This window comes from Burkholderia ubonensis (genome assembly GCF_902833085.1).
In the GTDB taxonomy this organism is placed as follows: Bacteria; Pseudomonadota; Gammaproteobacteria; order Burkholderiales; family Burkholderiaceae; genus Burkholderia; species Burkholderia ubonensis.
Window position 1 is genome coordinate 13051 of sequence record NZ_CADFEB010000002.1, and the last position, 26792, is coordinate 39842.

General features: G+C 69.3%; 23 protein-coding genes. 12 read left to right on the forward strand and 11 right to left on the reverse strand.

What is annotated here, in order from left to right:
* Positions 1–16 precede the first annotated feature (16 nt).
* Together hmgA and fahA are read left to right on the forward strand one after the other, a co-directional pair.
* Entirely contained in the window at positions 17–1351 is a 1335-nt protein-coding gene (gene hmgA / locus HWX31_RS03980; RefSeq protein WP_059616933.1) for a homogentisate 1,2-dioxygenase, read from the forward strand.
* Positions 1348–2655: a fumarylacetoacetase gene (fahA, locus tag HWX31_RS03985; protein WP_174964786.1), complete on the forward strand. Its 1308-nt coding sequence runs from the start codon at positions 1348–1350 to the stop codon at positions 2653–2655. The genes hmgA and fahA overlap by 4 nt, the downstream gene beginning before the upstream one ends.
* A 60-nt stretch (positions 2656–2715) precedes the next feature.
* Here the strand turns inward: fahA and HWX31_RS03990 are convergent, their stop codons facing one another.
* The 6 genes from HWX31_RS03990 to HWX31_RS04015 all read right to left on the reverse strand — a co-directional run bounded on the left by HWX31_RS03990 (position 2716) and on the right by HWX31_RS04015 (position 8569).
* Complete coding sequence (locus HWX31_RS03990; RefSeq protein WP_059611277.1) at positions 2716–3876, reverse strand: MFS transporter; 1161 nt, start codon at positions 3874–3876, stop codon at positions 2716–2718.
* Positions 3877–3968: 92 nt separating this feature from the next.
* Entirely contained in the window at positions 3969–5138 is a 1170-nt protein-coding gene (locus HWX31_RS03995) for an MFS transporter (RefSeq protein WP_059611278.1), read from the reverse strand.
* Positions 5139–5332: 194 nt separating this feature from the next.
* The gene (gene bluB / locus HWX31_RS04000) at positions 5333–6061 is read right to left on the reverse strand and encodes a 5,6-dimethylbenzimidazole synthase (protein WP_174964785.1); all 729 of its coding nucleotides are present in this window, start codon (positions 6059–6061) and stop codon (positions 5333–5335) included.
* Between the two features lie 166 nt (positions 6062–6227).
* A complete protein-coding gene (locus tag HWX31_RS04005) occupies positions 6228–7226 on the reverse strand; it encodes a 2-hydroxyacid dehydrogenase (RefSeq protein ID WP_174964784.1) in 999 nt (332 codons plus the stop codon).
* A gap of 35 nt (positions 7227–7261) precedes the next feature.
* Complete coding sequence (locus tag HWX31_RS04010; protein WP_174964783.1) at positions 7262–8245, reverse strand: LysR family transcriptional regulator; 984 nt, start codon at positions 8243–8245, stop codon at positions 7262–7264.
* Positions 8246–8257: 12 nt separating this feature from the next.
* The gene (locus HWX31_RS04015; RefSeq protein WP_174964755.1) at positions 8258–8569 is read right to left on the reverse strand and encodes a hypothetical protein; all 312 of its coding nucleotides are present in this window, start codon (positions 8567–8569) and stop codon (positions 8258–8260) included.
* A gap of 323 nt (positions 8570–8892) precedes the next feature.
* On the opposite strand from HWX31_RS04015, the gene HWX31_RS04020 reads away from it, so the two are divergent.
* Entirely contained in the window at positions 8893–10104 is a 1212-nt protein-coding gene (locus HWX31_RS04020; RefSeq protein WP_059611414.1) for a pyridoxal-phosphate-dependent aminotransferase family protein, read from the forward strand.
* A gap of 32 nt (positions 10105–10136) precedes the next feature.
* Here the strand turns inward: HWX31_RS04020 and HWX31_RS04025 are convergent, their stop codons facing one another.
* Complete coding sequence (locus tag HWX31_RS04025; RefSeq protein WP_415493323.1) at positions 10137–11090, reverse strand: helix-turn-helix domain-containing protein; 954 nt, start codon at positions 11088–11090, stop codon at positions 10137–10139.
* Positions 11091–11230: 140 nt separating this feature from the next.
* Between HWX31_RS04025 and HWX31_RS04030 the strand changes: the two genes are divergently transcribed.
* The 3 genes from HWX31_RS04030 (at position 11231) to HWX31_RS04040 (ending at position 13554) form a co-directional block, all read left to right on the forward strand.
* Positions 11231–12121: a DMT family transporter gene (locus HWX31_RS04030; RefSeq protein ID WP_174964782.1), complete on the forward strand. Its 891-nt coding sequence runs from the start codon at positions 11231–11233 to the stop codon at positions 12119–12121.
* 67 nt (positions 12122–12188) lie between these two features.
* A complete protein-coding gene (locus HWX31_RS04035) occupies positions 12189–12941 on the forward strand; it encodes a hypothetical protein (RefSeq protein ID WP_244143652.1) in 753 nt (250 codons plus the stop codon).
* A gap of 97 nt (positions 12942–13038) precedes the next feature.
* Complete coding sequence (locus HWX31_RS04040) at positions 13039–13554, forward strand: RES family NAD+ phosphorylase (protein ID WP_244143653.1); 516 nt, start codon at positions 13039–13041, stop codon at positions 13552–13554.
* Positions 13555–13569: 15 nt separating this feature from the next.
* Here HWX31_RS04040 and HWX31_RS04045 read toward each other — a convergent pair whose 3' ends face one another.
* Positions 13570–14784, reverse strand: a complete 1215-nt coding sequence (locus HWX31_RS04045; protein ID WP_174964780.1) for an MFS transporter — start codon at positions 14782–14784, stop codon at positions 13570–13572.
* Positions 14785–15046: 262 nt separating this feature from the next.
* On the opposite strand from HWX31_RS04045, the gene xdhA reads away from it, so the two are divergent.
* The 4 genes from xdhA to HWX31_RS04065 all read left to right on the forward strand — a co-directional run bounded on the left by xdhA (position 15047) and on the right by HWX31_RS04065 (position 20052).
* Entirely contained in the window at positions 15047–16618 is a 1572-nt protein-coding gene (xdhA, locus tag HWX31_RS04050) for a xanthine dehydrogenase small subunit (RefSeq protein ID WP_174964779.1), read from the forward strand.
* A 16-nt stretch (positions 16619–16634) separates the two neighbouring features.
* Positions 16635–18986 carry a xanthine dehydrogenase molybdopterin binding subunit gene (gene xdhB, locus HWX31_RS04055; RefSeq protein WP_174964778.1) on the forward strand — a complete coding sequence of 784 codons (2352 nt, stop codon included), beginning with the start codon at positions 16635–16637 and terminating at the stop codon, positions 18984–18986.
* Between the two features lies 1 nt (position 18987).
* Positions 18988–19566 carry a xanthine dehydrogenase accessory protein XdhC gene (gene xdhC, locus HWX31_RS04060; protein ID WP_174964777.1) on the forward strand — a complete coding sequence of 193 codons (579 nt, stop codon included), beginning with the start codon at positions 18988–18990 and terminating at the stop codon, positions 19564–19566.
* 84 nt (positions 19567–19650) lie between these two features.
* Positions 19651–20052, forward strand: coding sequence for a nuclear transport factor 2 family protein (locus HWX31_RS04065; protein ID WP_174964776.1), 402 nt, complete (start codon positions 19651–19653; stop codon positions 20050–20052).
* A gap of 22 nt (positions 20053–20074) precedes the next feature.
* On the opposite strand, the gene HWX31_RS04070 is transcribed toward HWX31_RS04065, so the two are convergent.
* The 3 genes from HWX31_RS04070 to HWX31_RS04080 all read right to left on the reverse strand — a co-directional run bounded on the left by HWX31_RS04070 (position 20075) and on the right by HWX31_RS04080 (position 23334).
* On the reverse strand, positions 20075–21025 hold the full coding sequence (locus HWX31_RS04070) for a LysR family transcriptional regulator (protein WP_059729414.1): 951 nt from the start codon (positions 21023–21025) through the stop codon (positions 20075–20077).
* A gap of 98 nt (positions 21026–21123) precedes the next feature.
* Positions 21124–21762, reverse strand: coding sequence for a DsbA family protein (locus HWX31_RS04075; protein ID WP_174964775.1), 639 nt, complete (start codon positions 21760–21762; stop codon positions 21124–21126).
* 147 nt (positions 21763–21909) lie between these two features.
* Positions 21910–23334 carry a TAXI family TRAP transporter solute-binding subunit gene (locus HWX31_RS04080; RefSeq protein ID WP_174964774.1) on the reverse strand — a complete coding sequence of 475 codons (1425 nt, stop codon included), beginning with the start codon at positions 23332–23334 and terminating at the stop codon, positions 21910–21912.
* 428 nt (positions 23335–23762) lie between these two features.
* Here HWX31_RS04080 and HWX31_RS04085 point away from each other — a divergent pair, with 428 nt between their 5' ends.
* Together HWX31_RS04085 and HWX31_RS04090 are read left to right on the forward strand one after the other, a co-directional pair.
* Positions 23763–24137: a BON domain-containing protein gene (locus HWX31_RS04085; RefSeq protein WP_174964773.1), complete on the forward strand. Its 375-nt coding sequence runs from the start codon at positions 23763–23765 to the stop codon at positions 24135–24137.
* Positions 24138–24246: 109 nt separating this feature from the next.
* Positions 24247–26346, forward strand: a complete 2100-nt coding sequence (locus tag HWX31_RS04090) for a D-(-)-3-hydroxybutyrate oligomer hydrolase (protein WP_174964772.1) — start codon at positions 24247–24249, stop codon at positions 26344–26346.
* Positions 26347–26792 lie beyond the last annotated feature (446 nt).

Here is a 26792-nt window from a genome sequence, read left to right on the forward strand (position 1 = left end):
AGGGAGAACTGAAACGATGACGCTTGACCTGTCGAAACCGGCGAGTGCCGGCTACCTGAGCGGATTCGCGAACGAATTCGCGACCGAGGCGCTGCCGGGCGCGTTGCCGCACGGCCGCAATTCGCCGCAGCGCGCGCCGTATGGGCTGTACGCGGAGCAGCTGTCCGGCACCGCGTTCACCGCGCCGCGCAGCCACAACCGCCGCTCGTGGCTGTACCGGATCCGGCCGGCGGCCGTGCACCGGCCGTTCGAGCCGTTCGCGGGCCCGCAGCGGCTCGTCGCGGAATTCGGCGATTCGCCGGACGTGCCGCCGACGCCGCCGAACCAGCTGCGCTGGGACCCGCTGCCGATGCCGGCCGAGCCGGTCGATTTTATCGAAGGCTGGGTGACGATGGCGGGCAACGGCTCGGCCGCGGCGATGAACGGCTGCGCGATTCACCTGTACGCGGCGAACCGCTCGATGCAGGACCGCTTCTTCTACAACACCGACGGCGAGCTGCTGATCGTCCCGCAGCAGGGGCGCCTGTTCATCGCGACCGAATTCGGCCGGCTTGACGTCGAGCCGTTCGAGATCGCGGTGATCCCGCGCGGCGTGCGCTTCACGGTCGCGCTGCCGGACGGCGACGCGCGCGGCTACATCTGCGAGAACTTCGGCGCGCAGCTGCGCCTGCCGGACCTCGGGCCGATCGGCTCGAACGGCCTCGCGAACCCGCGCGATTTCGTCACCCCGCAGGCTGCCTACGAGGATCGCGAAGGCGCGTTCGAACTGGTCACGAAGCTGAACGGGCGCCTCTGGCGCGCGGACATCGGCCATTCGCCGCTCGACGTCGTCGCGTGGCACGGCAACTACGCGCCGTACAAATACGACCTGCGCCTGTTCAACACGATCGGCTCGATCAGCTACGACCATCCCGATCCGTCGATCTTCCTCGTGCTGCAGTCGCCGAGCGACACGCCGGGCGTCGACACGATCGACTTCGTGATCTTCCCGCCGCGCTGGCTCGCGGCCGAGGACACGTTCCGCCCGCCCTGGTTCCACCGCAACGTCGCGAGCGAATTCATGGGCCTCGTGCACGGCGCGTACGACGCGAAGGCCGAAGGCTTCGTGCCGGGCGGCGCGAGCCTGCACAACTGCATGTCGGGCCACGGCCCGGACGCGGAGACGTTCGAGAAGGCGTCCGCGAGCGACACGACGAAGCCGCACAAGGTCGACGACACGATGGCGTTCATGTTCGAGACCCGCACGCTGATCCGGCCGACGCGCTTCGCGCTCGACACCGCGCAGTTGCAGGCGAACTACTTCGAATGCTGGCAAGGCATCCAGAAACACTTCAATCCGGAGCAACGATGAGCATGTCCCCCGAACTGCGCGCGACGCTCGACCCGGCGCGCAAGAGCTGGATCGAAGCGGCGAACGATCCCGCGTGCGACTTCCCGATCCAGAACCTGCCGTTCGGCATCTTCAGCGATGCGAAGCAAACGGCGCGGCGCGCGGGCGTCGCGCTCGGCGACCAGATCGTCGATCTCGCGGCGCTGGCGCGCGCGGGCCTCGTGACATTGCCGGCCGGCGCCCGCGACGTGTTCGCGCAGCCGACGCTGAATGCGTTCATCGCGCTCGGCCGCGACGCATGGCGCGGCCTGCGCGTGCAATTGAGCGCGCTGTTCGCGCGCGATGCCGCGCGGCTGCGCGACGATGCGTCGCTGCGCGCGCAGGCGCTGGTGCCGCAGCGCGATGCGACGCTGCATCTGCCGGTCGACATCCCCGGCTATACGGATTTCTATTCGTCGAAGGAGCATGCGACCAACGTCGGCTCGATGTTCCGCGATCCGAAGAACGCGCTGCTGCCGAACTGGTCGGAGATGCCGATCGGCTACAACGGCCGCGCGTCGTCGGTGGTCGTGAGCGGCACGCCGGTGCGGCGCCCGAACGGGCAACTGAAGCTGCCCGACCAGGAGCGTCCGGTGTTCGGCGCGTGCCGCAAGCTCGACATCGAGCTGGAGACGGGCTTCATCGTCGGCAAGGGCAACGCGCTCGGCGAGCCGATCGCGTGCGAGGACGCGGAAGCGCACATCTTCGGGATGGTGCTGCTGAACGACTGGAGCGCGCGCGACATCCAGCAGTGGGAATACGTGCCGCTCGGACCGTTCAACGCGAAGAGCTTCGCGACGACGATCTCGCCGTGGATCGTCACGCTCGACGCGCTCGAGCCGTTCCGCACCGCGCAGCCCGAGCAATCGCCGCAGCCGCTCGCGTATCTGCGGCATGCCGGCGCGCACGGCTTTGACGTCGCGCTCGAAGTGACGCTGCGCGCGGAAGGTGCGCCGGAAGCGACGACGATCTGCCGCACCAACTTCAAGCACATGTACTGGACGATGGCGCAGCAGCTCGCGCATCACACGGTGTCGGGCTGCAACACGCGGGTCGGCGACCTGATGGGCTCGGGCACGATCAGCGGGCCGGCGAAGGATTCGTTCGGCAGCCTGCTCGAGCTGACGTGGAACGGCAAGGAGCCGGTCGCGCTGACGGGCGGCGGCAGCCGCGCGTTCATCGAGGACGGCGACGAGCTCACGCTCGCGGGCTGGTGCCAGGGCGACGGCTATCGCGTCGGCTTCGGCACGTGCGCCGGCAAGATCCTGCCGGCGGCGAAGGGGTAATGCACGCGCGCTGGCGGTCCGTCAGGCACGGATCGCCAGCGGGCGCGCCGCGCGCCGGCCCTAGACCGCGCGCTGCAGCGCGGCCCGGCGTTCCCACAGCGCCGCGCAGACGAACGCGGCGACGCTGGCAACCAGCACGCCGACCAGCGCGTTGCTGCCGAGCTGCTCCATCAGCGCGCCCGCGACGAGCGGGCCGCCGAAGCTCGCGGCACTCCACGACGCGGACACGAGCGAGCTCGCGGTGACGAGCGCGGCGCCCCGGAAGCGCTCGCCGCAGGCGACGAGCGACAGCGTGTAGATGCTGCCCGCTGCTGCGCCGAGCACCAACAGGAGCGGCCAGCACAGCCACGGATTCGTGATGACGAACGGCAGCAGCGGCAGGCCGGCGAGCACGATCCAGCCGGCGCCGAGATGTACGCGTTCGCGGCCGAGCTTGTCCGCGAGCCAGCCGATCGGGAACTGCATCGCGGTGTCGCCGAACAGCATGATCGACGCGAGCAGCACCGCGGTCCCGCTCGCGACGCCGCGATCCATCGCATAGAGCGGCAGCAGCGACAGCGCGAGCGTGTCGAACAGCGCGAAGAAGCCGGTGCCGATGATGAGCGCGGGCATGCGCGGCAGCACGCTGCGCCAGTGATCGTGGCCCGCGTGATGCGCGTCGTCGCCGGCGAGCGGCGCGCGGCGGATCGACGCGAGCGACGGCAGCGCGAGCAGGAACAGCGCGCCGCATAGCGCGAAGCGGATGCCGGTGAAGCCCGAAATCTGGCTGACGAGCACCGGGCCCGCCATCTGGAACAGCGTGAAGTTGGTCGCGTAGATCGCGACGACGCGGCCGCGCGTCGAATCGTCGGCGAGCTGGTTGACCCATGCCTCGCCGATCGTGAACAGCAGCATCAGCGCGGCGCCGCACAGCACGCGCAGCACGCCCCACACGACGAGGTTCGACGTGAACTGCATCACGGCGGTGGCCGCGGCGAGCAGCAGCACCGACGCGACGATCGCGCGGCGTGCGCCGAAGCGGCGCGCGAGCGCGGTGACGAACGGCACGATCGCCAGGCCGCCGCCGGCCTGCGCGGCCGTCAGCATGCCGACGACGTTGGTGCCGTGCCCGGCTTCGGTCAGCGCGAGTGCGGTGAGGGGAAGGGTGGCGCCGGTGCCCAGGCCGACGACCGCGACGCTCAGAATGAGCGCCAGGAAATCTCGATTAAGAATGGCTTTCATCGGCCGAGATGCTACACCGGCGGGTCGTGACGGTCCATGAAGGCCGTCATGTGCGGAATGTTCGATTCCCGCGCGGCGAAACCGCCTTTGCGTTACACGTATTCGGTCGGCGCAGCGACCGGGCGGCGTTCGAGCGATGCCGACCACAGCGTGAGCGCGAGCGCCGCGACCGCCATCGCGACGCCGACCCACGGCAGGCTGACGAGCGGAATGCCGGCGCCGATCGCCGTCCCGCCGAGCCATGCGCCCGTCGCGTTGCCGAGATTGAACGCGCCCTGGTTGAGCGTCGACGCGAGATTCGGCGCGTCGCTCGCGCGATCGACGATCAGGATCTGCAGCGGCGGCACGATCGCGAACGCGAGCATCCCCCACACGAAGATCGTCGCGAGCGCGGCGAACGGCAGATGCATCGTGCCGGCGAACAGCGCGAGCACGACGCCGATCAGCGCGAGCGACGCGATCAGCGACGGCATCCGGCGCCAGTCGGCGAGCTTGCCGCCGAGCGTGCCGCCGACCGTCAGGCCGAGGCCGAACAGCAGCAGCACGTAGGTGACCTGGCGCGGCGAGAAGCCGGTGACGTCCTCGAGGATCGGCGTGATGTAGGTGAACACGCTGAACAGGCTCGCGGACGCGAGCACGCTGATGCCGAGCACCATCAGCACCTGCGGATGCTTCAGCACGCTGAATTCGCGGGTGATGCTGGTGTCGGGCATCGCCAGGTTCCTCGGCAGGCAGACCGCGAGCGCGGCGGCCGCGGCGACGCCGATGCCGGTCACGGCCCAGAACGTCGCGCGCCAGCCGAACGCCTGGCCGAGCGCGGTGCCGAGCGGCACGCCGAGCACGTTCGCGAGCGTGAGGCCGGTAAACATCAGCGCGATCGCCTGCGCGCGCCGGTTCGGCGCGACGAGGTTGCTCGCGACCACCGAGCCGATGCCGAAGAATGCGCCGTGGCAGAACGCGGTGACGACGCGCGCGGCCATCAGCACCGTGTAGCCGGGCGCGATCGCGCAGAACAGGTTGCCCGCGATGAACAGGCCGATCAGCCCCATCAGCGCGCGCTTGCGCGGCATCTTCGCGGTGACGACCGCGAGGATCGGCGCGCCGATCGTCACGCCGAGCGCGTAGCCCGACACGAGCATCCCGGCGGCCGGGATCGACACGCCGAGATCGCGCGCGACGTCGGGCAGGAGGCCCATGATCACGAATTCGGTGGTACCGATTCCAAATGCGGCGACGGCAAGGGCGAAAAGAGGTAAAGGCATCGCGGTGGGCCCGGGAAAAGCCGCCGGGCGCGGGATGCGCGGGGCAGGCGGAGGGAGGACGTCAGCCGCGATTCTACTTCAGTGAAAACCCCTATGTTTGGGGCCTGAATGATTGTTGCCGGCTTGCGACGGGGGCCGGCAGGGGTGTGGATAACGGGGGCGCAACTACACCGTCAACGCTGTGGGGCGGACGCTCAGACGGCGTTTCGCGCCTGCGTGCCGGCTTCGCCTGATTCATCGGGCGCTCCGGACGCTCCGGACTCGATCGATCCGCCGGTCTCACCTGCCGCACCGTTCCAGCCATTCTCGGACACACACGCTTCGATCGGCATCCGCGCGGCCCAGCGCTCTTCCTCGAGCATCGGTTTTGCATAGAACGCATCGACGTGCCCGAGGCACAGCACCGCGATCGGCTTCGCGCCGTCGGGCATCCCGAGCAGCGCGCGCAGCGCGTCGACGTCGAACAGCGACACCCAGCCCATCCCGAGCCCTTCCGCGCGGGCCGCGAGCCACATGTTCTGAATCGCGCACGCGGCGGACGCGAGGTCCATCTCCGGCAGCGTGCGGCGGCCGAAAACGTGACGTTCGCGGCCGTCGGCGAGCGCGACGACCAGCAGCTCCCCGCATTCGCGCACGCCTTCGACCTTGAGCCGCATGAATTCGTCCTGGCGCTCGCCGAGCGCATCGGCGGTCGCGCGGCGCTCGGCTTCGACGAGCGCGTGGATGCGCGTGCGCAGGGCGGGATCGGTGATGCGGATGAAGCGCCACGGCTGCATGAAGCCGACGCTCGGCGCGTGGTGGGCCGCGCGCAGCAGCCGGGCGAGCGTGGCCGGATCGACGGGAGCCGACGTGAAATGGCGCATGTCGCGCCGCTCGAAGATGGCGCGGTAGACAGCGGCGATGGCGGGATCGTCGAAACGCATGGGCGGCAGGCAGTGGCAGGGATGACGTCGGCGCAACGATAGCAGACTGCGCGCGGGCGGCGTTACATGAACGGGAGTGAAGTGCCGGATTGATGCCGATCGTGAAACGATCCGGGCGCGGCGCAGCGCAACGAACAGGTGAACCCGGCTGGCGCGCCGCCTGCCGTCAGCGATTCGACGTCACCACGTTCTGCGGGGTCCCCGCGTGCCATGCCTCGATGTTGAGCAGCGTCGTATGCGCGATCTCCGCGAGCGCCTCGCGCGTGAAGAACGCCTGGTGCGACGTGACGATCACGTTCGGGAACGTCAGCAGCCGCGCGAGCACGTCGTCCTGCAGCGGCTGGTCCGAATGATCCTCGAAGAACAGCCCGCTTTCCTCTTCGTACACGTCGAGCCCCAGGTGCCCGAGCTGGCCGCTCTTGAGCGCGTCGATCAGCGCCTGCGCGTCGACGAGCCCGCCGCGGCCGGTGTTGATCAGCATCGCGCCGTGCTTCATCTGCGCGAGCGTGCGCGCGTTGATCAGGTGATGCGTCGACGGCAGCAGCGGGCAGTGCAGGCTGACGATGTCGGCCTGGCGCAGCAGCTCGTCGAGCCCGACGTAGCGGGCGCCGAACGCGATCAGCTCGTCGTTGTACGGGGGCACCGAATGCGCGAGCACGTGCATCCCGAAGCCCATCATGATCTTCGCGAACACGCTGCCGATGATGCCGGTGCCGATCACGCCGACGGTCTTGCCGTGCAGGTCGAAGCCGAGCAGGCCGTTCAGCGAGAAGTCGCCTTCGCGCGTGCGCGCGACGGCGCGCGGCAGGCGGCGGTTGAGCGCGAGGATCAGCGCGACCGCGTGCTCGGCGACCGCATGCGGCGAATAGGCGGGCACCCGAACCACCGTGATGCCGAGGCGTTCGGCGGCGGCGAGGTCGACATGGTTGAAGCCCGCCGAGCGCAGCGCGATGAGCCGCGTGCCGCCGTCCGCGAGCCGCTCGAGCACCGCCGCGTCGACGGTGTCGTTGACGAACGGGCAGACCGCCTCATAGCCGTGCGCGAGGATCGCGGTTTCCGCGTCGAGATGCGACGACTGGAAATGCAGCCGGTAGCCGAACTGCCGGTTGGCGGCAGTAAACGAATCGTCATCGTACTGCCGGCTGCTGAACAGGATTACGCGCACGCTGCACCTCCGGAGGCTGAGGTGCGCAGTTTACTTCACTGGAGGCCCGTGACGATGTCGGAGCGCTCCTGGGTGCGCGGGTCGCGCAGGAACACGTAGCTTGCGTGCGTGCGCGCCGCCTGGGTGCTGAAATGGTCGAGCGCGTGCTCGACGAAGCTGCGGGTGCGCGCGGGCACGAACTGGCGGTTCGGGTAGACGAGCGACAGTTGCGCGTCCGGATCGTCGATCCGGTAGCCGGGCAGCAGCCGCACGAGCGTGCCGCTGTCGAACGCGTCGGCGACGACGTTTTCCGGCAGCACGGCGATGCCCGAGCCCGCGACGGTCGCCGTCTGCACGAGCGACAGCTGGTTGACCGTGTAGACGGGGCGCACCGTCACCGGATGAACCGCATCGTCCGGGCCGACGAACCGCCACGCGGGCGCGTGCTGGTGCGGGGCGAGCGCGACCCAGTCGTGGCGCGGCAGGTCGTCCGGCACGAGCGGTTCGCCGCGCCGCTGCAAGTAGGCCGGCGCCGCGCACGCGACGAGCGTGTTCGGCGACAGCGCGTGGCCGATCAGCGCCGGATTGCCGTCGAACCGGTTGCCGGTGACGATGCCGACGTCGTAGCCCGCGTCGAGCACGTCGAGCGGTCCCTCGGCGACGGTGAGCTGCACGCGCACCTGCGGGTAGCGGCGCTGGAAACCGTTGACGAGCGGCGTGAGCGCGAGCGGCGACAGCGTGCCGGACGCGACGATGCGCAGCGTTCCGACCGGCTCGCGCACCGCGTGCACGACCGACGCTTCAAGGTGATCGAATTCCTCGAGCAGCGCCCGGCACCCGTCGAGGTAGCGTACGCCGGCCTCGGTGAGCGACAGGTTGCGCGTGGTGCGGTGGATCAGCCGCGTATTCAGATGACCTTCGAGCATTGCGATCGAGCGCGTGACAAGCGCGTTCGATACGCCCAGTTGGTGTGCTGCGCGCCGGAAGCTTTGCTGTTCGGCGACGCAGACGAATACACGCATGGTCTGAATCTGGTTCATAGCTTGTGTATTTTATCGGTTCATTACCTCGGCAATATTCGTCAACCTGAGAAAAGGGGCGGGTTGCATAAAATCGGCATCGGGCGTATCGAAAAAGCGGCCGATGCGCCAAAGTTCGGTGCGTGACGCGCTGGCCTTTTCTTGATCGCGGGAAGCGTAGAGAATTGAAATATCGTTAATAATCAATGCGTTGCTTTTCGCATGCGCGCGCGGAATACGACATTGCAAGAATGTCAGGCCAAACTGCGCGGCAATAGTGCTTTTTTGGTCCGGGTCGGCTAAATGCCCCAAAAATGGATGGGTGCAATTTTTGATGCAGCGCATTTTTTCGAATGGCGCGGAGCATGCGTGAGCGGCAAGTGTTCGGCAATTGCGTCGGTACACGCGAAAAATATCGCGCACGCGGCACTGGCGGATGGAACCGATTCACGCCGGATTCGGATGCGCGCCGAATCGTTGGGCGATTCGGCGAACGAATTGTGCGCCGGCCGTGCGGTTGACGACCTTATCCGGCGTCGGCGGCACGTATTCTGCTGATTTAACGCACGCTCCTCTTGCGCATTGCAGCGGAACGCGGAATCATCGATGAATTCGCCGCGGTGCGCGGCGACGATTCGCGCCTTTTCGTCCTTTATCCTGTTCCAGTCATGTCCATCGATTACTCGCCGATTCCCTGCCCCGTCGTCGTGCCGCTCGACGCGATCCTGCCCGAAGAACCGCTGCTGATGATGGGGGCCGGCCCGGTTCCGATCCCGGCCGCCGTCGCGAAGGCGAACACGATCGTGATCAACCACCTCGGCGCGACGATGGCGAAGATCATCGAGCAAGTGAAGGAGATGGCGCGCTACGTGTTCCAGACCCGCACGAAGTGGGTGCTCGGCGTCGCCGGCCCCGGCTCGGCCGCGATGGAAATGGCGATGTCCAACCTCGCGTGGCGCGGTACGCGCGTGCTGTCGATCCGGAATGGTTTCTTCAGCGCGCGGATGGCCGAGATGGCCACGCGCGTCGGCGCCGACGTCGCGGTGCTCGAGGTGCCCGACCGGGCCGTCGCGAGCCTCGACGAGATCGCCGACGCGATTGCGCGCGAGCGCCCGGAGATCGTCACGATCGTCCACGGCGAAACGTCCAATACCGTGTGGAACCGCGACCTGCGCGACATCGCGGCGCTCGCGAAGGCGGCGGGCGCGCTCGTCGTCGTCGACGCGGTCTGCACGCTGTCGACGATGCCGCTCGAGATGGACGCGTGGGGCATCGACGCGGTGATCACCGGCGGGCAGAAGGGCCTGTCGTCGATCCCCGGCGTGTCGTTGATCGCGTTTTCCGACGCCGCGTGGGAGCGGATGAAGAGCCGGCCCGAGCCGAACGCGCACTGGTGCCTCGACATGGCGCTGGCGGAGAATTTCTGGCACAACGCCGGCTATCACTACACCGCGCCGGTGTCGGGCGTGCTCGCGCTGCACGAGGCGCTGAGGCTCGTCTGCGCGGAGACGCTCGAAAGCCGCTTCGCGCGTCACCAGCGCTGCTCGCTCGCGCTGCAGGCGGGCATCGAGGCGATGGGGCTCAAGCTCTACGCGCCGAAGTCGTGCCGGCTCAATTCGGTGGTCGGCATCGAGACGCCCGAAGGCCTTACGCCGGGCATGATCTGCGGGCACATCTCGAAGCAGTACCAGGTCGAGATCTCCGGCTCGTTCGGCCTGCCGATCGTGCGGATCGGCCAGATGGGCGAGCAGTGCCGCGAGCACAACCTGTTCCGCACGCTGCACGCGTTCGGCCGCACGATGTTCGATCTGAAGGTGCCGGTCGAGCTGCCTGCCGGCGTCGCGGCGCTCGAGCAGGAATTGTCGCGGCGCGGCGAGTAACGCATCGGGGCATCGGGGCCGCCGGGGCGGCCTCAGCCGCCCCGCATCGCCCGCCGGTACGTATTCGGCGTCGTGCCGTGCGCGTCGCGGAAGCGGTGGCTGAAGTGGCCCGCGTTCGCATAGCCGCATGCCGCGGCGACCTGCGCGAGCGGCAGCGACGTCGTGCGCAGCAGCAGGCGCGCCCGCGCGAGCCGCTGCTCGGCGATCCACGCGTGCGGCGCGCGGCCGAACGACAGCCGGAACATCCGCGAGAAGTGGTATTCGGACAGCGCGGCGACCTCGGCCAGCTCGCCGAGCGTCAGCGGCTGCGTCAGGCAGGCGTCGATGTAGTCGCGCACGCGGCGGCGCACGGCGGGCGCGAGGCCGCCCTTGAACGGCGCGTCGGTGCGCATCGCGCTTTGCCCGCGCAGCAGCAGGCTCAGCACGTCGTGCGCGGTTTCGTTCGCGCGCAGCCGGCCGTCGGTGTCGTCCCAGCTTTCCAGCGCGAGCGAGCGGCACAGCGCCGCGACGCGCGCATCCTCGAAGTAGGTGCGGTCGGCGAGCTTCAGCTCGCGCGGCTCGCGGTCGAGCTCGCGGATCGCGCGCTGCGCGAAGTGCTCGGGCAGGAAATACAGGTGGACGAAGTGCATCTCGCCGCGCACCCACCAGCGCGATTCATGATCGCCCGGCAGCGCGCACAGCAGGCTCGGCGCACCGTAGCGCGGCACCTTCTGCCGCTCGGTCCGGTAGCCGCCGTCGAGATAGCACGACAGCGTGTGATGCCCGGGCTGGTCGTAGATCGTCTCGGCCTCTTCGGTGATCCGCGTCCATTCGGCGATCGCCAGATGGTCGCCGAGCCACGCGAAGCGCTGGAGCGTCGCGTTCGCCTCGGCGAGCGTGCGGCACACCGACTGCAGGCCGAACGGCATCTCGCCGCCGCCGGTGGCGGCAGCGGCTGCGGCCGCCGGTGACGGCACGGCGGGCGGGGCGGGAGGCGGGACACGCATGATGACGGAGTATAAGCGCGCCCGCGCCGGCCCGTTCGACCGGCCGGCAAAAGACCGCAATTCCGGACAATCGGCGCGCGCCGCGCGGCGGCATAGTCGGAGATCCCGCATTCGTTCCGCTTTTTGTCCCGGTTTCCGTCATGAATCTTTCGCTCTACATCCTCACCGTGCTGATCTGGGGCACGACCTGGATCGCAATCAAGTGGCAGCTCGGCAGCGTGCCGCCGCCCGTGTCGATCGCGTGGCGCTTCTGGCTCGCGACGGCGGTCATGTTCATGCTGCTGCGCGCGATGCGCCGGCCGATCCTGCCGCCGCGCGACGCGTGGCGCTACCTCGCCGCGCAGGGCTTCGCGCTGTTCTGCCTGAACTTCCTGTGTTTCTACTACGCGGAACGGGTCGTGCCGAGCGGGCTCGTCGCGGTGATCTTCTCGACCGCACCGCTCCTGAACTCGATCAACGGCCGGCTGTTCATGGGCCGCCCGCTGCGGCCGTCCGCGGTGGCCGGCGCGCTGCTCGGCCTGACCGGCATCGCGTGCCTGTTCTGGCAGCAGATGGCGGGCCACCTGGACGACCACGCGACCTGGATCGGGCTCGCGATCGCATTCGCCGGCACGCTGTGCTTCTCGGCGGGCAACCTGCTGTCGAGCCGGATGCAGTCGATGGGGCTCCATCCGTTCGCGACCAACGGCTGGGCGATGCTGATCGGCGCGGCGATCCTGACCGTCGGCAGCGCCGCGGCCGGGCTGCCGTTCGCGCTCGACCCGAGCCCGCGCTATCTCGGCGCGCTCGTCTATCTGGCCGTGCCGGGCTCGGTAATCGGCTTCACCGCCTACCTGACCCTCGTCGGCCGCATCGGGCCGGAGCGGGCCGCCTATTGCACGGTGCTGTTCCCGATCGTCGCGCTGGCCGTGTCGACGGTGTTCGAGGGTTACCAGTGGTCGCCGCTGGCGGTGGTGGGCCTGCTGCTGGTGCTGGCCGGCAACCTGGTCGCGTTCGATCTGGCACGGCGGCTGTTCCCGCGCATGGCGTAACGGCAAGGGCGGGGAGGCGCGCGGGCAGTCTTTACCGATCTCTCCGGATGGCGTGGCGGAGACGCCGTTGCGTGCCGATTTGGTTGACATGGTTGACTTGGTTGCGGCGTCGCGCTACGCTTCCATGAAGCTGCGAAAGGAGGTGACGATGACTCGGCATGCCCATGCAATCGAAGGCGCTGCGGCGATTCTCGATGTCGAGACCGAAGAGGCGCTGCGTAGCGCCGTCGGTGCCGCGACCATGCTCGGGTCCGACAAGGCGCGGGCGCTGCTCAGGCTGTCCGACGAGCAACTGGGACACCTGTTCAAGGTCGGCATCGCCCAGGTCATCGATCTTGCTGCCACGATCACTTTCGGTGTCGCTGCCGCCGCGACTCGCGATACAAAAAAATCCGGCGCGGCAAGACGGGATTCAAAGCCGGTTGCGCGAACGGAAGGCGCTTCCGTCGCTTACGAGCGCCGCGCGTTGCCCGAACGGCAAGCGCTGGTCGTCGACGGCAAACTGCTGTCTGCCATCGAGATACGGGTGCTGCTGGGCATCACCCGGCAGGCGCTTAACAAAGCGGTCGCGTCAGGGCGAATCTTCACGGTCGACGTGGGGGCGGGACAGTACTATCCGGCCTTCTATCTCGCAGGTGATATCGACCGAAAGACGCTTGGAAAGGTGACGCAGCGTCTGGGCAGCTTGCCGGGATGGAGCAAATGGCAGTTCTTCACGACTCCCAAGGCTTCGCTCGGCAACCTCACGCCGCTGGACGCGCTGTCGCGCGGAAAGGTCGAGCAGGTGGAGCGAGCGGCGGCGGCCTTCGCCGAACGCTAGGCGTCGGGAGCGGCGCTTGACACTGTTGGTCCCGAGCAAGCATTTCGCGTGCGCGCGGCTCGCAACAAGGGAAATCGACCCGGCGACGCTGGTGCGCGTGTCCCGCTACGACACGGGCGAACCCTATTTCGGCAAATCGGGGGGCAACCGGTTCGACGATCCGCGCAAGCGGGGCAGGTACGGCACCAGCTATTTCGGCTTCGGCTTGCATTGCGCGTTTGCCGAAACGGTATTGCACGACGAAGTGGCCGACCTTCGACTCGGCGGCTTCCCGCTCGCGACAACCGAACTTGAACGCTACGTGCTGTCCTTTTCGGGCTCGCCGCTGCGCGCGGCAATCCTGCACGGCGTGCCTTTGAAGAATCTGGGCGGCGACGGAGCACTCTCCAGCATCGTGCCCTACGACATTCCGCAGCGGTGGTCGCTTGCCGTGCACAAGCACGAGCAGCAGGTCGACGGGTTCCTGTACATGTCGCGGCATCTGAATACGGCGGAAGCGCTGGTCCTCTTCGATCGGGCCGCGCCCAAACTCAGGCTCGAGAATGCGATTCGCTTCTGGGACCACGCCGAAGCGGCCGGCGTGCTGCGGGATTTCAACGTGTTGCCGCGATAGTCCGCAGCCGCCGCCTCAAGCCGCCGCGCCGCTCCCCGCGACGCGCGCCTGCCGCTGGTACAGCAGCGCCGACAGCGCGACGCCGGCCGCCGACGCGAGCGCGGCGAACAGGAACACCTGCGGATAGCCGAACGCGCCGGCGACGTAGCCCGCGAGCGGCCCGGTGATGCCGAGCGACAGGTCGAGGAACACCGAATACGCGGACAGCGCCGCGCCGCGGCTCGCGGGCGGCACGAGCGCGACCGCCTCGACGCCGAGCGCGGGGAAGATCAGCGCGAAGCCGAAGCCGGTCAGCGCGGCGCCGACCAGCGCGACGTGCGGCACCGGCGCGAGCCACAGCAGCAGCAGCCCGGCGGCCTCGAACGCGAACGACACGATCGCGACGCGGAAGCCGCCATAGGTCTTGATCGTGTTCGCGAACAGCAGGCGCGCGCCGATGAACAGCGTGCCGAACACGGTCAGCGACAGCGCGGCGTTCGGCCAGTGGCGCGCCGCGTAGTACAGCGTGACGAACGTCGCGATCGAGCCGAAGCCGGCCGAGCCGAGCGCGAGGCCGAGGCCGTGCGGCAGCACGCGGGTGAACACGCTCGCATACGACATCCGTTCGCCGTGCACGACCGGCACCGCGGCGATCAGGCGCGCGAGGGTGTAGCCGAGCGCGGCGAGCGCGATCACGATCACGCCGATCAGCGCCGGGTTCAGCGTATGCGCGATCGCGACGCCGACCGGCGCGCCGAGCGCGAGCGCGCCGTAGGTCGCGATGCCGTTCCACGAGATCACCTTCGCGTTGTGCGCGATGCCGACGCGGCCGATCCCCCACAGGATCGCGCCGGTGCCGCACAGGCTCTCGCCGACGCCCAGCACGAGCCGGCTCGCGACCAGCAGCACGAGGCTCGCGGCGGGCCAGTGCGCGAGCAGCAGCGCGACGAGCAGCAGCACGCCGGACACGCCGCAGCCGATCAGCCCGCGCATGACCGTCTGCTTCGGGCCGAGCGTATCGGCGAAGCGCCCGGCGAGCGGCCGCGACGCGAGCGTCGCGAAATACTGGACGCTGATCGCCGCGCCCGCGACGATCGCCGAGAAGCCGAGTTCGTCGTGGACGAAGCCCGGCAGCACCGCGAGCGGCAGGCCGATGGTCAGGTAGCAGATGAACGTGAAGCAGACGACGGAGACGATTTGCAGCGTGACGGCGAACCCGCTGCGCGGCGTTGAGGCGGAATCGGTGGACATGTGGGGTCGGAACTGATGAGCGAAACGGCGCGGAAGATGGCCGAAAACGGAATCGGGATTTTCCCATGGAACCGGTTTTCCCGCAGGTACCGATTAGTTCATCCGTCCCCACGCGGCATATCGCCTCAGTTATATGGGCCGCATGCGTGATGGGCTATGGGTTGCGTAATTTGACGGTGATAGCGTTCAAACTGTCAGAGAAGACGACGGTCCATCGCATCGGCGCGGGCCGCCTTGCCCAACTTGAAGAACGTTACGAGACATGAGTGAGCCGATCCGTTTCTATCATCGTCACGCGATCCGCGAAGTCGGCGGCGCGGACGTCACCCGCACGGTGCTGCAGTACCTGCGCGAGGACGCGCATTGCACCGGCACCAAGGAAGGCTGCGCGGAAGGCGACTGCGGCGCGTGCACGGTCGTCGTCGGCGAGCTGACCGACGCGGGCACGGTCGCGTTCAAGGCCGTCAACGCGTGCATCCAGTTCCTGCCGACGCTCGACGGCAAGGCGCTCTTGACGGTCGAAGACCTGCGCCGGCCGGACGGCTCGCTGCATCCGGTGCAGCAGGCGATGGTCGATTGCCATGGCTCGCAGTGCGGCTTCTGCACGCCCGGCTTCGTGATGTCGATGTGGGCACTGTACGAGAAGCACGGCTTCGAGGGCTGCGGCAACGCGTGCGCGAAGGCGAAGGACGTGCCGACGCGCACCGAGATCGCCGACGCGCTGACCGGCAACCTGTGCCGCTGCACCGGCTACCGGCCGATCGTCGACGCGGCGGTGCAGATGTTCGGTGCGACCGGCGAAGGTGCAGCCGGCGAAGGCGCAGCCGGCGAAGGCGCGCCGCCGTCCGCGCCGGTCGATACCGCCGCGCTCGCGCGCACGCTCGCGTCGCTGAAGCGTGACGGCACGTTCGACTACGAGATCGGCGGCGCGCGCTTCGCCGCGCCGCGCACGCTCGACGCGCTCGCCGCGCTGAAGGTCGAGCGCCCGGACGCGCGGATTCTCGCGGGCAGCACCGACGTCGGCCTGTGGGTCACGAAGCAGATGCGCCGGCTCGACGACCTGATCTACGTCGGCCAGGTCGCCGAACTGCGGCGCATCGTGCACGGCGAAGACTGGATCGAGATCGGCGCGGGCGTGACCGTCGAGGACGGCTACGCGGCGCTCGCCGGCACCTATCCGGAACTGACCGAGATGTGGAAGCGCTTCGCGTCGCTGCCGATCCGCAACGCGGGCACGCTCGGCGGCAACATCGCGAACGGCTCGCCGATCGGCGACGCGATGCCGGGGCTGATCGCGCTCGGCGCGCGCGTCGTGCTGCGCGGCGGCGACGTCGTCCGCGAGCTGCCGCTCGAGGCGCTCTATACGGGCTACCAGCAGAAGGACATGGCGCCGCACGAATTCGTCGTCGGCGTGAAGGTGCCGACCCGCCGCGGCGCGCGCGCGAACCTGCGGTTCCGCACCTACAAGCTGTCGAAGCGCTTCGATTCGGACATCTCGGCCGTGTGCGCGGCGTTCGCGTTCATCGCGGACGGCGACACGATCCGCGAGCCGCGCATCGCGTTCGGCGGGATGGCCGCGACGCCGAAGCGCGCGGCGCACGCGGAAGGGCTGCTCGACGGCGCGCCGTGGCACGAGGCCACCGCGCAGGCCGCGATGCAGGCGCTCGAACGCGACTTCCAGCCGCTCACCGACATGCGCGCGACGAGCACGTATCGTCTCGAGACCGCGAAGAACCTGATGTATCGCTTCTGGCTGGAGACGCGTTCGCACGACCCGCTGCCGCCGCAGGCGTTGAACGTGCGCGAGGTCGCCGCGGTTGCGGTGCGCGTCTGACGAGGGAGGGCACACGATGAACCAGCAAGCCGAAGCATTCCTGAATACCCTCGATCCGCAGACCGACGCGGCCCAGGTGCACGTGTCGCGTCCGCACGAATCCGCGCATCTGCACGTGAGCGGGCGCGCGACCTACACCGACGACATCCCGCTCGTCGCCGGCACGCTGCACGCGGCGCTCGGCCTCTCCGCGAAAGCGCACGCAAAGATCCTGTCGATGAACTTCGACGCGGTGCGCGCGACGCCCGGCGTCGTCGCCGTGTTCACCGCCGACGACATTCCCGGCGTCAACGACTGCGGCCCGATCATCCACGACGACCCGGTGCTCGCGAAGGGCGTCGTGCAGTTCGTCGGCCAGCCGATGTTCATCGTCGTCGCGACATCGCACGAAACCGCGCGGCTCGCCGCGCGCCGCGCGAAGGTCGACTACGAAGAGCTGCCCGCGATCCTCACCGCGCAGGACGCGCGCCATGCGGAGTCCTACGTGATTGCGCCGCTGAAGCTCGCGCGCGGCGACGCGGCCGCGCATCTCGCCGCCGCGCCGCATCGCCATGCGGGCGGGATGAATCTCGGCGGCCAGGAGCAGTTCTATCTCGAAGGGCAGATCGCCTACGCGGTGCCGAAGGACGACGACGGCATGCACGTCTACTGCTCGACCCAGCACCCGAGCGAGATGCAGCACCTCGTCGCGCACGTGCTCGGCGTCGCGTCGCACAACGTGCTGGTCGAATGCCGCCGGATGGGCGGCGGGTTCGGCGGCAAGGAATCGCAGTCGGGCCTGTTCGCATGCTGCGCGGCGCTCGCCGCGTGGAAGCTGCTGTGCCCGGTGAAGCTGCGTCCGGACCGCGACGACGACATGCTGATCACCGGCAAGCGGCACGACTTCCACTACCACTTCGACGTCGGCTACGACGACGACGGCCGCCTCGACGGCGTGGCGGTCGACATGACGTCGCGCTGCGGCTTCTCGGCCGACCTGTCCGGGCCCGTGATGACGCGCGCCGTGTGCCACTTCGACAACGCGTACTGGCTGCCCGACGTATCGATCGCCGGCTACTGCGGCAAGACCAACACGCAGTCGAACACCGCGTTCCGCGGCTTCGGCGGCCCGCAGGGCGCGTTCGCGATCGAGTACATCCTCGACGACGTCGCGCGCACGCTCGGCCGCGATCCGCTCGACGTGCGCTACGCGAACCTGTACGGCAAGACCGAGCGCAACGTGACGCCTTACGGGCAGACGATCGAGGACAACGTGCTGCCCGAGCTGCTCGCCGAGCTCGAGGCGACGAGCGGCTATCGCGCGCGGCGCGCCGGCGTGCGCGAATTCAACGCGCGCAACGCGGTGCTGAAGAAAGGCATCGCGCTCACGCCGGTGAAGTTCGGCATCGCGTTCAACGTCACGCACTTCAACCAGGCGGGTTCGCTCGTCCACATCTATACCGACGGCTCGGTGCTCGTGAACCACGGCGGCACGGAGATGGGACAGGGGCTCAACACGAAGGTCGCGCAGGTCGTCGCGCACGAGCTCGGCATCCGCTTCGAGCGGATTCGCGTGACGGCGACCGACACGAGCAAGGTGGCGAACACGTCGGCGACCGCGGCCTCCACCGGCTCGGACCTGAACGGCAAGGCCGCTCAGGATGCCGCGCGGCAGCTGCGCGAGCGGCTCGCGGCGTTCGCCGCGAAGCATTACGGCGGCGGCGCGGTCGATGCGGCGGCCGTCAAGTTCGGCAACGATCGCGTGTGGATCGGCGAGACCGGCGTGCCGTTCGGCGAGGTGATCGCGAAGGCGTATCTCGCGCGCGTGCAGCTGTGGTCCGACGGGTTCTACGCGACGCCGAAGCTGCACTGGGACCAGGCGAAGCTGCAGGGCCGGCCGTTCTTCTACTACGCGTACGGCGCGGCCGTGTCGGAAGTCGTGATCGACACGCTGACGGGCGAGATGCGCACGCTGCGCGTCGACGCGCTGCACGACGTCGGCGCGTCGCTGAACCCGGCGCTCGACATCGGCCAGGTCGAGGGCGCGTTCATCCAGGGGATGGGCTGGCTCACGACCGAGGAGCTGTGGTGGAACGCGGGCGGCAAGCTGATGACGCACGCGCCGTCGACGTACAAGATCCCGACCGTCAACGACACGCCGCCCGAATTCAACGTGCGCCTGTTCGAGAACCGCAACGTCGAGGACAGCATCCACCGCTCGAAGGCGGTCGGCGAACCGCCGCTGCTGCTGCCGTTCTCGGTGTTCTTCGCGGTGCGCGACGCGGTCGCGGCGGTCGGCGACTATCGCGTGAACCCGCCGCTCGACGCGCCGGCGACCGGCGAGTCGATCCTGCGCGCGGTGCAGGCCGTGCGCGCGGCGCGAGGCTGAGATGACGTTCGCCAAGGGTACCGGCCGGCGCAACCGCGCCACGGGCGCGCCCCCGCCGATGCACGTCGTGCTGTTCGGCGCGGGACACGTCGGCCACGCGCTCGCGACGCTGCTCGGCGCGCTGCCGTGCGTCGTGCAATGGGTCGACACGCGCGACGAGCTGTTCCCGGACGAATGCCCGCCGAACGTGCAGCCCGAGCCGACCGACACGCCCGAGGCGATCGTCGACGAAGCGCCGCCGGGCGCGTACTTCCTCGTGATGACGCACAACCATGCGCTCGATTTCGCGCTGGCGGAGCGGATCATGCGGCGGCGCGACTTCGCGTACTTCGGGATGATCGGTTCGCGCACGAAGCGGGTGAAGTTCGAGCGGCGGCTCGTCGCGCGCGGCGTCGAGCCGGCGCGGATGCGCGAGATGGTGTGTCCGATCGGCATCGCCGGGATCGTCGACAAGGCGCCCGGCTCGATCGCGGTGGCCGTCTGCGCGGAGCTGCTGCAGGCGCGCGCGGGCGTGCCGGTGGCGGACGTGAAGGCCGCGGCGTCGGGACGCTCGGCGGACGACCTGTCCTGCGTGCGGTGACGGCCCGGCGACGCACGGCCGCACGCTTTTGCCTACACTGACGAATCGCGCGGCACGGGGCCGCGCCTTTCCGTTCAGGTGACCATGTCCGATTCCCAGGTATTTCTCGACGCGCTCGACGCGAGCATCGCGGCCATCGAGCGCTGGCTGTCCGGCGCCGACACCGCGCCTGCCGCACTCGACGCGCTGATGGCGTCGTTCGCGCCCGGCTTCACGATGATTCTGACCGACGGCCGCAAGGTCGACCACGACGGCACGCGCGCGCTGTTCGCGAAGCTGGCCGGCGCGAAGCCCGGGTTGCGCATCGGGTTGTCGGAAACGCACGTGCTCGTGTCGGACGATCGCCACGCGGTCATCAGCTATCTCGAAGCGCAGCACGCGGCGGCGGGCGAGCTGCCCGCGCGGCGCGCGACCGCGGTGTTCGAACGCGACGCGGCGGGCGCGGTGCGCTGGACCCATCTCCAGGAAACGTTCTGCACCGCGTGAGCCGGGGCGCGGCTGCGCGGCGTCAGCGCTTGCGCGCGCCGCGCGCGGCGGTCAGCTCGTCCGACACGCTTTGCATCAGTGCGCGCAGCCACGCGAGGTCGGTCGGGCGATCGGGCTGCGGATGCGTGAGCAGATAGCTGCGGATGCGCGGAAACGGCACCGGCGGCGCGACGACGACGAGCGGCAGCAGCTGCGCGTAGTGCGTCGCGAAGCGCCGCGTCGTCGTGAAGATCAGGTCCGATTGCAGCAGCACCTGCGGCACGAGCCCGAAGTACGGCAGCGTCGTCACGATCCGCCGCGCGAGGCCCGCGCGCGCGAGGCCGATTTCGATCGCGTTGCGCTTGTCGCCGGTGTAGGGCGTCGGCGCGAGATGCGCGGCCGCTGCATAGGCGTCGCGCGTGAGCGGCGCCTGCGCGAGCGGATGGGAGTCGCGCATCAGGCAGACGACGGTGTCGGAGAACAGGTCGTCGCGCGCGAAGCGCGGGTCCGGCTTCGGCCAGTTGCCGATCACGAGATCGAGCGCGCCGGATTCGAGCGCGCCCGCGTGATCGAGCGTCGGATTCAGCGAATCGATTTCCAGATGCGCGTGCGGTGCCGCGTCGCGAAAGCGCGCGATCAGCGTCGGCATGAAGAAGTCGTTCAGGTAGTCGGGCGCGGCGATGCGGAACGTGCGGCGCGCACTTTCCGGCGCGAACTCGCCGTGCGGCGTCGCGATGAAGTCGACCTCGCGCAGCGCGCGCTGCGCGGCGTCGAGCAGCGACGCGCCGTATTCGGTCGGCACCATCCCGGACTTGCCGCGCACGAGGATCGGGTCGTTCAGCGTCTCGCGCAGCTTGCGCAGCGCGGTGCTGATCGCGGGCTGGGTCTGGTTGAGCCGCAGCGCGGCCTGCGTGACGCTGCGCTCGAGCAGCAGCGTGCGCAGCACGCGCACGAGCCAGATGTCGAGCGAGGCGGTACGGTCGTCGTCTTCCATGGGTGGGGGATGGGGCGGGCGAGGCGTAACCTTACCGCAGGCGCGCGCGCCCGTGCATCGCGACCGGTTGATGACCGCTATTACGCACTGACACGCGCTTACGCGCGCCCCTTCGGCAGCGCGCTGATGCGCTTCACTTCGCGCGTCTCGAGCCAGGTCGGCGTGCGCGCGCAGTACAGCACCATCGGCAGCGCGTCCTCGCCCCAGAACAGCTGCTTGTTCATCCAGAACGTCGGCACGCCGAACACGCCGAGCGCGATCGCGTCGTCGATGTGGCGGCGCAGCTGCGCGGCGGTTTCCTCGAATTCGATCAGATGGTCGCCATGCCCGACGCCGACCCGCTCGCACAGCGCCGCGAAGCCGTCCGGCGTCGACGGGTCGTTGCCGTCGCGCCAGATGAAGCGGAACATCTCGCGCACCGTCGCGAGGTCGGCGCGCAGCGCGATCGCGAGGCGCAGCGCCTTGTCGGAGTCGAACGGGTGCGCGGGCGGCATCTTGAAGCGGATGCCGAGCTGCTCCGCGCGAAACAGCGCATGCCGATACGTGAAGATGCGCTTGGCCGGCACGTCCGCGCTCGGGCGCTGGCCCCAGTGGCGCTGCAGGTCGTGCAGCGACACCGCGACCGGCGCGAACGGCACGTCCGGCCAACCTTCGACCTGTTCGAGCAGCAGGTAGGAGAACGGCGAGACGAAATCGAAGAACCAGGCGGGCTGGGCGGTGTCGAGGCCGGTTGTCATGACGATCTCCAGAGGATGGGGCGGCCGGCGCTCCGGCGGCCGGCTGTCCGGCTATCCGGCTATCCGGCGGCCGGCGCGCGGCGCCTGGCGGCGGCCTCCATGTTACGCGGCGGCCGGCCGATGCGGCAATGATCGCGGATCGCGCGCTCAGGCGGAACCCGGTGTCGCCCGGGGGGGCGCGCCGTCGCCGCCGGACGCGTGCGAGGCGTCGTGCGGGCGGCCGTGCGGGTCGGCTTCGTGCGCGGTCAGCCGCTCGCGCACGAAGCCGATGTGCTCTCGCAGCACGTAGAACTGCCCGGCATACGCGAGCGGCATCTTCATCCGGTTCACCGATTCCTCGATGTCGTCGAGCCGGTCGAGCAGCTCGACGCGCTCGGCGGCCGTGTGCTCGCCGAGCGCGTTGCGCTCGAGCGCGATCAGCGCGCCGTACCAGCGGTAGATCCGCGAGCGCACGCGCCAGCCGTACAGCGCCGGCACGACCCGCAACCCGGGAATCAGCACGACGATGAGCGGCACGACGATCACGAGCAGCCGGTCGACGAGGCTCGCGACCCAGAACGGCAGCCGCCGGTACAGGAAGGTCTTGCCCGACTTGTAGTAGCGCGCCGCGTCGTCCGACAGCGGGAAGCTGCGCGTGAGCGCCGACGGGAATTCGCCCGCGTGCTGCAGGATCGTCGCGTGGCCGTGCACCTCGCGCGCGGCCTCGATCAGCAGGTCGGACAGCGCCGGGTGCAGCGAGTCGCGCGCGACCAGCTCGATCGTCGGCGCAACCGTGCGGATGTCGGCGGGCGGCAGGTTCCGGCCGAGATCGTAGACCCCTTCGGGCAGCGTGATCGCGGTCAGGTACGGGAAGCGGCGCGCATAGGCTTCCGCCTGCGTGAACGAGTACACGTGCACGCCCGGCGCGCGGAACAGCTTCGCCATCACCGGGATCTGCGTCGAATCGCCGGACAGGAACGCCGCGTCGATCTTGCCGGCGAGCAGCGCCTCGGCGGCGTCCTCGCCGGAGATCGGCAGCAGCGCGGTCGTCCCGCCCGGCGCGATGCCGTTCATCTTCAGCAGCGCGAGGCTCAGCTCGCGCGCGCCGCTGCCTTCCGGGCCGAGCGCGAGCCGCTTGCCGTTGAAGTCCGACAGCCGCGCGACGATCGGGCCGCGGTACATGATCGCGAGCGGCACGTAGCCGATGCTGCCGAGCGAGACGAGGTGCTCGTCGCGCGTCTTCGGGCCGATGCCGCTCTGCACGAAGCCGACGTCCACCGGCGCCTTCGGGTTGGACAGCCGCTCGAGGTTCTGCGCGGAGCCTTCGGACGACTCCACGTCGAGCGTCACGCCGTTCTTCGCGAGGATCGCCTTGTACTTCTGCGCGGCGTTCCAGTAGGTGCTGCCGGGCGGTCCGGACGAGATCACCAGCGTGGACGGCGGCGCGGGCTGGATCATCCTGATCGCGAGCCAGACGGCGGCGACCGCGAGCAGCACGGTCGGCCCGACCGACAGCGCGAGGTCGCGCCACGACACCGCGACGAAGCGGGCGAGGATGCGGGGCGGCCGGCGAGGGCGCAGGATTGGCTTCATGAACGGCGATGGGCGAGTGACGCATGCATGACGGATCGATGACGCGGGCGCGTCACGGATCGCATGCATTCGCGGCGATGGTAACCGGATTCGCCGCGCATGCGCGAATTCGGCGAATCAGGCGGGCCCGGCCGCCGCCGGCGCCGCGTCAAAAGCTTTGCGCTTCCGCGGGCGCTGGATTACATTGTGCGACGCAGCCACGCCCGACTTGCGCCACCCGGCACCCGATCAGACCGGGCGCGCCCGGCCGGCGGCTGCCCGGCCCGGCCGGCCCGCCTTCGCGTGCGCCGGCCGCCGGTCCGTCCCGCCTCTCTCGCATCGCCGTGGAAATCATCGGCTGTCCCGCCGCGCTCGCGCGTGCAGGCCGGCCGCCTTTGGGGGTAGTCGGCCGCACTGTGCGCGGCCGTTTTGATTCACTAGGAGATAGCATGAAGTCGATCGTGTCGAGAGCGTTGGGAGCGTTGGGGGTGGCCGCGGTGGCCGCGTGTCTGTCCGGCAGCGTCTACGCGCAGTCGAGCGAGCCGGCGGCGCCCGAAGCGCCCGCCGCCGCGAAGAGCGCATCGAAGGCCGCCGCGAAATCGGCGAAGCAGGCGAACCGCAAGCTCGGCTATGCGGTGCGCAAGGCGATTTCGAAGGAGAACGGCGTCGACGTCGCGAACATCGTCGTGCGTTCGAAGGGCGGGGCGATCACGCTCGAGGGCTCGGTGCCCGACGCCGCACAGATCGAGAAGGCCGAGGCCGCGGCCAAGGGCGTGCCGGGCGTCACGTCCGTCAGCAACAAGCTGAACGTCCAGCCGCAATGACGCGGGGCGGCGCGTTCGCGCCGCTCGCGCTCGCATCCAGGCGGGCCTCGGAAATCCGGGGCCCGTTTTCGCTTGGAGTCCATCCGACATAACGAGAGAGAGGGCGACAATGACGAAGCTACGGTGGGGCAGGCGGGTCGGGTTCGGAGCGGCGCTGGCCGCCGTCGTGACGCTGTTCGGGGCCTGCAACGGCAGCGAGACGCGCGACGGCAACCCGTTGCCCGATTTCATCGCGGGCAGCGTGCGCACGACGGCCTACGACGGCGCGAGCGACGATCTGCTGACGGCCGGCCTCGGCAAGAGCGGCCTCGCGAGCGCCGCGCCGCCCGCGTTCGCGAACCCGGCCCGGCCGACGGCGGCCGAGCTGCGCCGCCTCGCGATCTGGTCGAACTATCGCGCGATCGTCGACATGAGCGCGAACGGCGGCTACGGCCGCTTCTGGGGGCCGAACGTCGACCTCGACGGCAACGACACGCTCGGCGAAGGCCGGATCGCCGGCACCGAATACCTCGCTTACTCCGACGACGGCACCGGCCGCAGGAACGTCACGCTGCTCGTGCAGGTGCCGACCCGCTTCGACCCGACGCAGCCGTGCATCGTCACCGCGACGTCGTCCGGCTCGCGCGGCGTGTACGGCGCGATTTCGGCCGCCGGCGAGTGGGGCCTGAAGCGCGGCTGCGCGGTCGCGTACAACGACAAGGGCGGCGGCAACGGCGCGCACGAGCTCGGCTCGGACACCGTCACGCTGATCGACGGCACGCTCGCGAACGCGGTGCTCGCCGGCAACGCGAGCCTCTTCACCGCGAACGTGTCGAGCGGCGAGCTGGCGACGTTCAATGCGCAGTTCCCGAACCGCTACGCGTTCAAGCACGCGCATTCGCAGCAGAATCCGGAGCAGGACTGGGGGCGCGTGACGCTGCAGGCGGTCGAGTTCGCGTACTGGGCGCTCAACGAGCAGTTCGGACCGCTGATCGACGGCACGCGCCACGGCGTGCGCTATCGCCCCGGCGACATCACGACGATCGCCGCGTCGGTCAGCAACGGCGGCGGTTCGGCGCTCGCGGCGGCCGAGCAGGACACGCGCAACTGGATCACCGCGGTCGTGGTCGGCGAGCCGCAGATCAACGTGCGGCTGGCGCCGAATGCGGTGGTGCGGCAGGGCGGCGCCCCGGTGCCGTCGTTCGGGCGGCCGCTGGCCGACTACGCGACCTTCGCGAACCTGATGCAGCCGTGCGCGGCGGCGGCGTCCGCGCTGGCCGGCGCGCCGTATCTCACCGCGCTGCCGTCGGCCGTCACGCAGTCGATTCGCGCACAGCGCTGCGCGACGCTGGCCGCGGCCGGGCTCGTCGCGGGCGCCGACCTGCAGAGCCAGGCTGCCGACGCGCTCGCGCAGCTGCACGCGGCCGGCTATCTCGCCGATTCCGACATGCTGCAGGCGCCGATGTGGGATTCGCAGGCGATACCGGCGATCGCAGTGACCTACGCGAACGCGTACACGCGCTCGCGCGTCGTCGACAACCTGTGCAATTTCAGCTTCGCGACGACCAATGCGGCCACCGGCGCGGTGGCGCCGCCCGCCGCGTCGCCGATGCCGAGCGTGTTCGGCGCGGGCAACGGCGTGCCGCCGACCAACGGCATCAACCTCGTGTTCAATACGGGCCCGGCGAGCGGCGTCGACCACCGCCTCGCGACGCCCGACGCGAGCTTCGCGGGCGCGCTGTGCCTGCGCCAGCTGTGGACCAACGGGCAGCTGAACATGCCCGCGAACGTCGACGCGGTGCGCGTGAACGCGAACCTGCAGGGCAAGCCCGCGATCATCGTGCACGGCCGCAGCGATGCGCTCGTGCCGGTCAACCACGCGTCGCGCGCGTATGTCGCGCAGAACAGCATCAGCGAAGGCGGCCGCAGCCAGCTGGCGTTCTACGAGGTGACGAACGGTCAGCACTTCGACGCATTCCTGCCGGTCGCCGGCTTCGATACGCGCTTCGTGCCCGTGCATTACTACGACCTGCAGGCGCTGAACCTGATGTGGCGGCACCTGAAGAGCGGCGCGCCGCTGCCGCCGTCGCAGGTGATCCGCACCGTGCCGCGCGGCGGCACGCCGGGCGCTGCGCCGGCGCTCACGACCGCGAACCTGCCGCCGATCTCGGCCGCGCCGGGCGGCAATGCGATCACGGTCGGCGCGGGGGCGCTCGACGTGCCGTTCTGAACCGGCGCCGCCGCCCGCCCGAAGCCGGACGCTCGCGTCCGGCTTTTTTTCGGCCATACGCGGGAATCGCTTCCCGGATTCGATTCCCGGCGAAACACCGGCGCCGTAACAAATTGTTACTTTACGGCTGAAAACCCGGAATCTATTATGCGCCGGTGTTTTCACTTAATTTAATAAATTATCCGGGACACATATTCCTTTCCTTTCGATTAGATAATCCTTTCGATTTTATTAATTCGGCTCGAGCCGCGATTGAACGCAATTTTGCGATTAATCGACGCTCCGCCGAACGGGATTGCTCGCCCTTTCGCAGCGAAGCGGCCTTGTCCGGCCGGGCTTTGCGGGGTGCGGCTTTGTCTTCGGGTTGCATGCGGCTCGCGATGGCCGGGAATCGCGCTTGATTTTGAATTGCCGTTTTCAATGGAATTGATTCCATTGGTTGCTTG